Below are 11115 nucleotides of genomic sequence, written 5' to 3'. Positions count from 1 at the left end.
TGGAGAGGTTGTTCCGGAGCTTAAAAACAGAATGGATCCCATCAACTGGGTATATGAGCGCTCGTGAAGCCAAACGGGACATCGCCGCATACCTGATGGATTACTACAACTGGCAACGGCCCCATCAACATAATGATGGGGTGCCGCCTGCGGAAGCCGAGAATCGGTCTAAACAGGTGTCCGGATTTAGTTGACCACTACAGAATGCCCTTGTTCAAGAACTTGCTTGACGACTTCGTCCTTGAATTCTGGCATGTATCTTTTGTTGCTCATCCTGGTTCCTCCTGTGCTCAAAGAATAGCCTGGAGGTGTCTAATCAACCGTGGGCAGTCCATTCTAATCAGAACAGTGTCTAAGAAAAGCGGGGCGATTCATCTCAGAATCGTCACTTTTTGGGGTTCTTCGGCGGAACCCGATTCCGGCCTTAGAAAGGCTTGAGCCGTGTGCTGGGAAACTCGCATGCCCGGTTCTTAGGAGAGTGGTGGTCGGTAACGGCCACTACTTATCCGATTCAAATGCCCCCGCTAGTCCTCCTAGTCATTCAGGGCAAAAGTTACCAAATTTATTAGTTGGTCTTTGGATGATATTAGGTAGGTGTTGCACAATAGTTACCATTTTAATTTTTCGGTTTGAGTCTGTTTTTTATTGATTTATGCCAGTCTGCCTGTGAAAAGTTACCATCTTTATTGTTTCGCCACAAAGGCTGCCAATGAGGCAGCCTTTTTCTATTTAACTGATTGAGACTAAGGATTGGTATTTAAGTACGCTTGTGTCGAGATACGAGTCCAATCACGCACTTTGCTTAAGTAAGCTTGTTGAGAGTCGATGATCTCTTTAGCGAGTGGATCGCTTGCTGCCTGCTCTTGCAGAAGTTCGTTGTTGGCTTGGCGTAGCGCGGCAAGTACTGCGGGTGGAAAGTCACGAACTTTGATGTCTGGGTACTCACTTTTCATCGCTGCCCAGCTCGTTGCATTCGCATCGATCGCTTGGTTGTACATATCGAAAGCGGCGACGCGGAAAGCGGTTTCTAAGATCACTTGAATATCTTTTGGTAGCGTATCCCATTTCTTTTTGTTGACCAAAAATTGGGTTTCTGAGCCAGGCTCATGCCATGCGGTGTAGTAATAAGGGGCGATTTTATGAAAACCCATTCGCAGATCAAAGGCTGGGCCAACCCATTCCAGTGCGTCGATGGTGCCACGCTCCAGTGATGTGTACAGCTCTCCCGGCGCGATGTTGGTGGGCTTAGCTCCCACTTTTGCCAACACTTCACCTGCAAATCCAGGGATACGCATTTTCAGTCCCTGTAGGTCTTCAACGCTGTTGATCTCTTTTTTAAACCATCCGCCCATTTGAATATCCGAGTTTCCACCGGGGAAGGAGAGTAGATTGTGTGGCGCATACACCTTCTCCATTAACTGCATGCCACCACCATAGTAGAACCAAGCGTATTGCTCAGTGGCAATCATCCCAAATGGCATTGAAGAGAAGAAGAGGGTATTGGGTACCTTGCCTTTCCAGTAATAAGAGCTGGAGTGCCCAAGATCGTATTGACCGGATTTCACCATATCAAACACACCTAATGGTGCCTTGTGTTTGTTGGCAGAATCGATACGGATTTGAATACGTCCATTGGACATTTCTTCTGCCAGTTTTGCCATGTTTTTCGGAGCATCACCGAGGATCGGGGTATTGGCTCCCCACGTTTCGGCAAGAGTGAGTTTATAAACGGGCTGCTCATTAGCTTGTGCCGTACCTAAAACTGCGCTTAGGATGAGAGTTAGTGCGACGCGGCTTTGGGTGAAATAGGTTGTGATTGACATAACTTCCTCGTTGTTATCGTTATTGAAGTTGTAGAGTCTAAGCTGCTGAAAAAAGAGTCAATAATCCCATGTTGTGAATTGGCGATGAAATAGAGTACGAAACACCAAGATTGAACATAAAACAAGCATGATGAGTGGTGTTTATCGGTAGAACGCCAGAACCTTGAGATGGAATTAGGGAAGACTAGAATTTTATTTTGATTCAAGAAGTGTTTGATGGGTCACGCCAAGGTGAAGCTCCTTGGCGTAACGGTATTAGATATCGCTGAAATATTGGTGAGTTGCAAGATAGCGCTGAGCTTCTGCTTGTCCCATGTAACGCGCCAACGTTTTCGTTGGTACGTTGCGAAGATCCACAACGATCAAGCCATCTAACGCGTTATTGAATGCAGGGTCCACATTAAAGCTCACCAACTTTCCATTTAATCCTAAGTACTGGCGTAGTAATACTGGAATTCCCTTTCCCTCATCAATCCGAGCAATCACTCGTGAGAGGAGTTGCAAGTCAGCAAGTGAAGTCAAAAGGCTGGCATTCCATTGTGCCTGCCCTGTAGGCAATGGGTTGGTGGCCATCACCAGTTCAGCTTGCTCACGGTCGTAATAGTGTAAAGTCATGGTGTCTGCGAGTAGGTGCCTTGCTTGTTCACTATAATCATTGCTGATACTGACTGGCCCAAATAGGCGGGTGTATTGAGGGTGGCGCTCGATATAAGTACCAATACCTTTCCAGAGTAGGAGTAGTGCCGCCATACTTTTTTGGTATTTACTATCAATGACTGAGCGACCCATTTCAATCGCATTGCCCATTTTTGAGAGAAAGCGCTGATCGTATTGAAAGAGAGTGCTGGAGTAGAGACCGTGAGCTCCTTTATTTTGTAGAAGTTGATCGACCAGACCTAAACGGTAAGCACCAACCAGTTGGTTTTGCTCGCGATCCCAAATGAACAGGTGCAAATAATCGCGATCAAATGGGTCAATATCGAGCGCGCATCCAGTACCTTCTCCTACAGCACGAAAATTCAGCTCACGAACGCGGCCAATTTCATGCATCAATGATGGAATATTCTCAGCCGTTGTGCAGTACACATCAAATTGGTTATGACGCAGCATATGGTCGCCATAAGGAAGCTGAGCAATATCTTCCAGTAGGTCATCGAGTGGTAGACGCTCTGCCACGGGAAGCAAGGATTGATCCTGGGCTGTTTTATTGCGCATGGGAGAGGACTGTAAAAGGTAAGTATTGAGGCGCAGATAGTTAACCAACTGCTGATCACACAGATGCTGTATTTCACTGTGAACAATCGTTTCACCGATCGTAATACCTATTTCAGTCTGCTTTATATTCAACAATTCACGGCCTAGCAGCAAGGTGCGCAGCATCGGATGAATTTTTCCCGCGAGATAGAATGGGGTAGAGTTATGGCCATCAATATAAACAGGAACGGTGTGTGCTTGGTGTTTTTTGACTAGGCGTCCATTCTTTATCTTCTAAGCGACCCTGCTTACTATCGACCAATTGGGAGACCTCACCGGCTGGAAACATGAGTAGCAATCCACCTTGTTCCAAATGCTTATGAGCTTGGCGTAGAGCATACAGATTGGCTTTTGTGGCCTCAGTACCTTCAAACACATCCACCCCAATAAACAAAGAAGCGAGCTCGGGAACCAGTTTTAAATATTGATTGGCTAGAACTTTCACATCAGAACGAACGGAAAGCAGTAATTCGGACAAGATAACCCCTTCCACACACCCGAGAGGATGATTAGCGACGACGATAGTCGCACCCTGCGATGGAACATTGGTTAGCTGACCGCGTACCATTTGATAATCAATCCCGAGGACATCGAGAGTAAAGCGTAGAAATTCGCGAGTATCACCGCCGGCTGGGCGTTGTGTGTAGAATTGATTGAGACGCTTCAATCCAGTAGCCCATTCTGCTAAGTGCTCACCTAAACCAAATGGAGTTTTTCGTGGTAAAACGAATGGCGAATTAGAAAGCATAGCAACCTCTTATTTGATGAGTCATCAAGAGGCTAGTGTGAGCAGATTGCAAAATGGCGACAGTTCGATGAGATTTTTATTGCGCTAGTGAGATAAGTGAAAATGAGCTGAAATAGATGAGGTATTTTCAGAAATAAGTCCTTTTGCTCACAATTTGTACAAAAAGTGTGATGTGCAAAGAGTTTTAGTGCTAGTTTATTTAGGCGGGTAAAACGCAACCAATGAAAACGATATTACACCTTTGATTTGCTGATCTGGAATAGACGGGAGCTTATGCTCCCGTTGCTTTTCTCGGCGTAACCATTCGCTTCCCACCGAAATAAAAGTAACCGCTTACTCGCTGAGGTCGTGCGCGCTCATCTAATGCATAATATGTCTATGTTCATTGGACGTTACTCACTTACCATCTATCTGAATTTGGGTATATCGATCTGTAAAATCAGCCGGCCTAGTTAATCACACAATTTCTGTGCATTCCTTTTTGCTTAATCCTCTAAACCGCTAAATACTTAATTTAGATTGCGATAGAAAGGATTCACTATGCTTGGATACCGGTACCGATTTCATCAGTCTTGCTCCCACGGATTGCACAATGGCTTTACTTTGATTGAGCTAGTCAGTGTCATTGTGATACTTGCTATATTGGCTATTATTGCTCTTCCACGCTTTCTTAATATGTCGCAAGATGCTTATAGGGTGACGATTCAATCTGTTGCTGCCTCCTTAAAAACTAGCTTGGATTTAGCGCACAGTGCCTATTTGGCCGATGGAGATACGAATGGTCAGTGCAATGTGGGTGGCGGTCAAATTGATGTAGGGTATGCAGGATGGGGCGTTTCAGGTACGTGGCGCTGTGCAGGTGATGAATTAAATGATGGTGTTGGTCGAGGATTTGAGTACGTTCATTGCAGCAGCTTACTAACTGCAGCTATCAATGGTGTGCCCGATGGTATGCTGACTAAAGCGATTGATTATGGAAGCCCAGTTAATCGAGTATGTGTCTACTACTTTGATCAGGCGGTTTATAACGGGTCTTGGGTGATGTACAACTTAAGTGGCCGTGAGGGTGATGTCCAAGTGATAGAAGGTGCGATACCTTAGACAAATTGAATTGAAGCTGGCTAGAGATAAAGTGGTGGCCCCTCCCAGGTTCGAACTGGGGACCAAGCGATTATGAGTCGCCTGCTCTAACCACTGAGCTAAGGGGCCAAGTAGGTGTCAGATTATAGGGGAAGGGGTTAGGTGTGTCTAGCCAAAGCAGGTTCAATAGTGCTTACAATTTATTCACTTAGCTTATATAAAAAAGAAAAGGTGAGCTTGAGCTCACCTTTTTCAGTTCATAACCAACTTGAATTATTCATCCAAGAAGCTGCGCAGAACTTCTGAACGGCTTGGATGACGCAGCTTACGCAGCGCTTTAGCTTCAATCTGACGGATACGCTCACGGGTTACATCAAACTGCTTGCCTACTTCTTCCAGAGTATGGTCGGTATTCATATCGATGCCGAAACGCATACGCAGCACTTTCGCTTCACGAGGTGTCAGGCCTGCTAATACATCGCGGGTTGCAGCTTTAAGGCTGGTTGCTGTCGCAGAATCCAGTGGCAGTTCAAGAGTGGTATCCTCGATAAAATCACCCAAATGCGAATCTTCATCATCACCGATAGGTGTTTCCATGGAGATGGGTTCTTTCGCAATTTTTAGCACTTTACGGATCTTGTCTTCAGGCATTTGCATACGTTCTGCCAATTCTTCTGGCAGCGGCTCACGACCCATCTCTTGCAGCATTTGACGCGAAATTCGATTCAGTTTGTTAATCGTTTCGATCATGTGTACTGGAATACGAATTGTACGTGCTTGGTCTGCAATCGAACGGGTGATCGCTTGACGTATCCACCAAGTTGCATAAGTTGAGAACTTATAACCACGGCGGTATTCAAACTTGTCTACAGCTTTCATCAGGCCGATGTTACCTTCTTGGATCAAATCCAAGAATTGCAGACCGCGGTTGGTGTATTTCTTAGCAATCGAAATAACCAAACGCAAGTTTGCTTCTACCATCTCTTTCTTCGCACGACGAGCTTTTGCTTCACCGATTGACATGCGACGGCTGATGTCTTTAATACGTTCAACAGACAGTGAAGTCTCTTGTTCGATCATCTGTAGCTTTTGGATTGAGCGACGAATATCTTCTTCTTGCTCACGTACTTTTTGTACATAAGGTTTATCAGAAGCAAGCACTTTATCCAGCCACTCTTCGTTTGATTCATTACCTGTAAACAGAGCAATAAACGATTTCTTTGGCATTTTCGCGACTTCAACTACCGCTTTCATCACCAAGCGCTCTTGGGTACGAACGCGATCCATTGAGGTGCGTAGCGTTTCAACCAAATGGTCGAATTGCTTTGGTGTTAGGCGGAATTCGCGGAAGATATCCAGTACCAAGCCTGAAGCTTCAGAAGCTTGATTACTGTCACGACCAAATTCGTTGACCGCTAGCTGCAGATTTTGGAATTTACCGCGCAGTTCATTGAATTTTTCACGAGCAAGCTCAGGATCGATACCAACTTCTTCTTCAGAATCGCTGCTTTCGCTGTTGCCTTCTCCGTCTTCATCCTCGTCTTCGTCTTCCTCAGCGGCGATCTCGTCATCTTCATCGGCAAGATCGGCTTCAGTCAGTTCGGAACCGATGTGAGTTGCCGTAGGTGCTTCGGTCTCCATGTCGTTAGGATCAACGAAACCAGCAATCAGATCCGTTAGGCGTAATTCTTCAGCCTGAACACGATCAAACTGTTCAAGAATATAAGGGATGGTTCCAGGATACTCAGCAATCGCACTTTGAACTTGGTTGATACCATCTTCAATGCGCTTGGCGATATCGATTTCACCTTCACGTGTCAAAAGCTCAACCGTCCCCATTTCACGCATGTACATACGTACTGGGTCGGTGGTGCGGCCAATCTCACTCTCTACGCTAGAAAGTGCCGCGGCGGCTGCTTCAGCCGCATCTTCGTCAGTGATGGTAGTATCATCGCTGAGGGCAAGATCATCGGCATCAGGAGCAGTTTCAACTACCTTGATACCCATGTCATTGATCATCTGAATAATATCTTCCACCTGCTCTGAATCAACGATTTCAGCAGGCAAGTGGTCATTTACTTCGGCGTAGGTCAGATAGCCCTGTTCCTTGCCACGTAGGACAAGTTGTTTAAGCTGTGACTGCGGATTTTGATCCATAGACGGTATCCAACTTCGTATCTGGTGAAGGAATAAGTATGCGCAATGCAAACCACGTATACTAACAAATTTATTCTTTGCTGACTATCTCAACAGGGTTACGCTTTCAAGCCTTTTAGAATCAAATCTTGGAGCTCCCTTCTTTCTTCGGTTGATAAACCGACACTTCGCGCTTTAGCCTGCAAATTTTCAATTTGTTTTTCTACGCACTGGGCAAGAATTTTGTCCAATGAGTCTAAAAATAATTCTTCTTGATTGTCTTCAACAAGGGGGATCTCCCAGCTTGCTAGACGAGACAGAAGTGCCTCATTTTTTGAGTTTCGCCAATGTTCGAGCAATTGACCCGTAGTGATATGGGGATATTGACGACATTTCTCAAGTACTTCACTGAAGGTATCTAACCCCGGGATCATTAAATGACGAACACTAGCGAGGTCGGGTACCAATTCAGCATAGCTTGGATTTTGTACCAAGAGTGCAATAACATCACGCATCGGCGTGCGTTTTATTGCTTTATGTGGTGCGGGTCGATTTTCTGAATTACGCGCTTTTTTACGGCGCAACTGGTGATCAAATCCCGTCCGTTCATCGAGCAACTTTTCTAGGATCTCTTGTAAAAAAGGATCCGGTATCTTGTCGATAAGTGGTGTTGCTAATGCGCGTAATGCCGATTTTCCTTCATGGGATCCCAAGTTGAGCTGGTGAAGTTCAATAAGGTTATCAAACAAGTATTGTGAAAGCGGCGTTGCGTTAGCAAGCTGCTGTTCAAAATCGGCTTTACCGTATTTACGTACGTAGCTGTCAGGGTCTTCACCATCCGGCAAAAACAAAAACTTTAAGATATTTCCACTTTTGAGATAGCTTAGTGCATTTTCGAGTGCACGCCATGCGGCATCACGGCCAGCACGGTCACCATCGTAGCAACACACCACTTGGTTGGTTTGGCGAAACAGCAGTTGTAAGTGATCACCCGTGGTTGAGGTACCAAGAGAAGCAACGGAATAATCCACCCCATATTGAGCCAGTGCCACGACATCCATATAACCTTCCACCACTAGGATTTGTGGTGGCTCACGGTATGCCTGCAGGACCTCATAAAGGCCATACAGCTCTTTGCCTTTATGGAAAATCGGTGTTTCTGGTGAGTTCAGGTATTTTGGCGTGCCTTGCTCGGTAATCCGTCCGCCAAAGCCGATCACTCGGCCACGACGATCGCGGATCGGGAACATCACTCGGCCACGAAAACGGTCATAACGGCGGCCATTATCGCTCTCAATCAACACGCCGGCGGTCACTAGCATATCTTCGCTGCTACGCTGTTGACCAAAGTTGCGCCGTACAAGATCCCATTCATCGGCCACGTAACCGATACCAAATTTTTGGACGATTTCGCCTGACAAACCACGGTTTTTCAAATAGTCGATTGCGTGTTTATTGGCCGTTATTTTCAGTTGTTGTCGATAGAACTGTGCGATGCTGCCCATAAGGTCATACAGGCTGCGTTTCTCTTCACTTTTTACCGTTGGGGTGTTCTTGGCAAACGGGCTTGAAGGTGTGCGTTCTTCACGCTCCACTTCCAGCCCTACTGTCGAGGCAAGTTCTTCAATGGCTTCAGGAAACTCCATTCGCTCGAATTCCATGACAAAGTCGATGGCATTACCATGCGCACCACAGCCGAAGCAGTGATAGAACTGTTTTTCCTGACTGACACTGAATGAAGGGGTTTTTTCGTTATGGAAAGGGCAGCAAGCACCGTAGTTTTTGCCCTTTTTCTTCAGTTTTACGCGTGCGTCAATGACGTCGACAATATCGAGTCGAGCGAGGAGACCATCAATAAAACTGCGTGGGATGTGTCCTGCCATAAATCTTGCGTGCACCGAAAACGAGAGGGTCAAATACAAACAAGCCGTGCGTTCCAAAGGATTGCACGGCTTGCTGTAATTGGGTTGGGATTAAGCCAGTTTAGCGCGGACTAAACCGCTTACTTTACCCATGTCTGCACGCCCTTGAATGTGCGGTTTCAGTACAGCCATCACTTTGCCCATGTCTTGCATACCAGTGGCGGAAGAGTCAGTTATCGCACTGTCAATTAGTGCACTCACTTCTTCATCCGTCAAAGGTTGAGGCATAAATTCCTCAAGCACGGTGATTTCTATCTTTTCCGCATCAGCCAAATCTTGACGATTGGCTGCTTCGTATTGGCTTACAGAGTCGCGACGTTGTTTGACCATTTTGGTCAGCACGCCAACAATGTCGTCATCGCTCAGAGTGATCTGTTCATCGACTTCACGTTGTTTAATTGCGGCCAACGCTAAACGGATAGTGCCAAGGCGTTGTTTATCCTTGGCTTTCATCGCTAGTTTTTGCTCTTCTTTGAGACTATCAATCAGAGCCATAACAAATTCCTTAGTTTAGGAAATTGTTATTAGTACAGACGAACGCGACGTGCGTTTTCGCGAGCCAGCTTCTTAGCGTGACGCTTTTGAGCTGCTGCTTTAGCGCGTTTGCGAACGGTAGTTGGCTTTTCGTAGTGCTCACGACGACGCACTTCAGAAAGGATACCTGCTTTTTCGCAAGAGCGTTTGAAACGACGCAGAGCTACGTCGAACGGTTCGTTTTCACGTACTTTAACTACTGGCATATGCCTTTCACCTCAGGGGTTAATTCGTTAATGCTGATATTTTGGTGACCCGAGCAGCAAGAACTCTTGTGCGCCAAGTCGATAATCAGCCAGATCAAAATGGTGCGGAATTTTAATCCGATCGTCCTTCCTTTGTAAAGCACTTTGTCGCTTACATTCTGGACAAGGTTTGTTTGTCGCGCCAAGGCGAGGTAACATTACGCCATATTTGATTTTTAATGGCAGCGTGCTGAGAAAACTATGCGCATTATTGGTATTGAAACCTCTTGTGATGAAACGGGTGTCGCGATTTACGATGACGAAAAAGGACTGCTGTCTCATAAGCTCTACAGTCAGGTAAAACTTCACGCCGATTACGGTGGTGTCGTGCCGGAGTTGGCATCGCGTGACCATGTTAAAAAAACCATTCCGCTGATCAAAGCGGCGATGGACGAGGCGAATGTGGCGCCACAAGATTTAGATGGCGTGGCTTTCACCGCAGGTCCTGGTTTAGTGGGCGCTCTGTTGGTTGGAGCCACCATCGGACGTAGTTTGGCTTACGCATGGAATGTGCCTGCGGTGTCGGTTCACCATATGGAAGGCCATCTGCTGGCTCCGATGTTGGAAGATAATCCACCGCCATTTCCGTTCGTGGCTTTGCTGGTTTCAGGTGGCCACACCATGCTGGTGGAAGTAAAAAATATTGGTGAATACCGTATTTTGGGTGAGTCGATTGATGATGCAGCCGGTGAAGCCTTTGATAAAACAGCCAAGCTGATGGGGCTCGATTACCCTGGCGGACCGTTACTGGCGAAATTGGCGGAAAAAGGAACTGCGGGACGGTTTAAGTTCCCACGTCCAATGACGGATAGACCTGGGCTTGATATGAGTTTCTCTGGTTTGAAAACCTTTACTGCGAACACGATTGCCGCTAATGGTGATGATGAACAAACGCGTGCGGATATTGCTTACGCTTTCCAAGAAGCGGTGTGTGACACTTTGGTCATTAAGTGTCGACGTGCATTGGAAGAAACCGGTTTAAAACGCGTGGTGATTGCAGGTGGTGTGAGTGCCAATAAACAGCTACGTGCGGATTTAGAAAAACTGGCGAAGAAAATCGGCGGTGAAGTGTATTATCCGCGCACTGAGTTTTGTACCGATAATGGTGCAATGATCGCTTATGCCGGTATGCAGCGTTTGAAAAATGGTGATGTGTGTGAACTTGGCTTGCAAGCTCGCCCACGTTGGCCAATTGATCAGTTAACGCCAATTCAGAAATAAGCACTACGAAATGGTATTGAAACGGTCGCGCTAGCGGCCGTTTTTTCTAAACAAAATAATGGATTAGCGAAAGCTTGCTTTCTGTTCCGACTTGTCTAAGCCGCACTTCGTGTTAGAGTCAGTTTCTATTTTTAATGATGCAAGTATAACTA

8 protein-coding genes, 1 tRNA gene and 1 pseudogene are annotated in these 11115 nt (G+C 46.2%); 3 read left to right on the top strand and 7 right to left on the bottom strand.

Features of this window, described 5'->3' with window-relative positions; all coding sequences use genetic code 11:
• Positions 1-194, top strand: a 194-nt coding sequence (locus VOA_RS18960) for an integrase core domain-containing protein (protein WP_000363908.1), incomplete at its 5' end; no start/stop codon positions are given.
• 549 nt (positions 195-743) lie between these two features.
• On the opposite strand, the gene VOA_RS15560 is transcribed toward VOA_RS18960, so the two are convergent.
• A complete protein-coding gene (locus tag VOA_RS15560; protein WP_000029165.1) occupies positions 744-1823 on the bottom strand; it encodes a TRAP transporter substrate-binding protein in 1080 nt (359 codons plus the stop codon).
• A gap of 255 nt (positions 1824-2078) precedes the next feature.
• Positions 2079-3825: pseudogene (locus tag VOA_RS0117230) on the bottom strand (lysophospholipid acyltransferase family protein).
• A 540-nt stretch (positions 3826-4365) separates the two neighbouring features.
• Between VOA_RS0117230 and VOA_RS18890 the strand changes: the two are divergent.
• Positions 4366-4926 (top strand): prepilin-type N-terminal cleavage/methylation domain-containing protein, encoded by a 561-nt coding sequence (locus VOA_RS18890; protein ID WP_000902032.1) that lies wholly within the window; start codon positions 4366-4368, stop codon positions 4924-4926.
• Positions 4927-4958: 32 nt separating this feature from the next.
• Here VOA_RS18890 and VOA_RS15565 read toward each other — a convergent pair.
• The 5 genes from VOA_RS15565 to rpsU all read right to left on the bottom strand — a co-directional run bounded on the left by VOA_RS15565 (position 4959) and on the right by rpsU (position 9703).
• Positions 4959-5034, bottom strand: a tRNA-Ile gene (locus VOA_RS15565).
• 144 nt (positions 5035-5178) lie between these two features.
• Positions 5179-7062, bottom strand: a complete 1884-nt coding sequence (gene rpoD / locus VOA_RS15570) for an RNA polymerase sigma factor RpoD (RefSeq protein WP_000372614.1) — start codon at positions 7060-7062, stop codon at positions 5179-5181.
• Positions 7063-7160: 98 nt separating this feature from the next.
• Complete coding sequence (dnaG, locus tag VOA_RS15575) at positions 7161-8924, bottom strand: DNA primase (RefSeq protein WP_000907218.1); 1764 nt, start codon at positions 8922-8924, stop codon at positions 7161-7163.
• Between the two features lie 90 nt (positions 8925-9014).
• Positions 9015-9458, bottom strand: a complete 444-nt coding sequence (locus tag VOA_RS15580) for a GatB/YqeY domain-containing protein (RefSeq protein WP_001173865.1) — start codon at positions 9456-9458, stop codon at positions 9015-9017.
• Positions 9459-9487: 29 nt separating this feature from the next.
• Complete coding sequence (gene rpsU, locus VOA_RS15585) at positions 9488-9703, bottom strand: 30S ribosomal protein S21 (protein ID WP_001145625.1); 216 nt, start codon at positions 9701-9703, stop codon at positions 9488-9490.
• Between the two features lie 240 nt (positions 9704-9943).
• On the opposite strand from rpsU, the gene tsaD reads away from it, so the two are divergent.
• Positions 9944-10963, top strand: coding sequence for a tRNA (adenosine(37)-N6)-threonylcarbamoyltransferase complex transferase subunit TsaD (tsaD, locus tag VOA_RS15590; protein ID WP_001220130.1), 1020 nt, complete (start codon positions 9944-9946; stop codon positions 10961-10963).
• The last annotated feature ends 152 nt before the right edge of the window (positions 10964-11115 follow it).

The sequence above is a fragment of the Vibrio sp. RC586 genome, assembly GCF_000176715.1.
Taxonomy (GTDB): domain Bacteria; phylum Pseudomonadota; class Gammaproteobacteria; order Enterobacterales; family Vibrionaceae; genus Vibrio.
The sequence above is the reverse complement of the archived record's forward strand: the minus strand, read 5'-3'. Positions and strand labels throughout refer to the sequence as shown.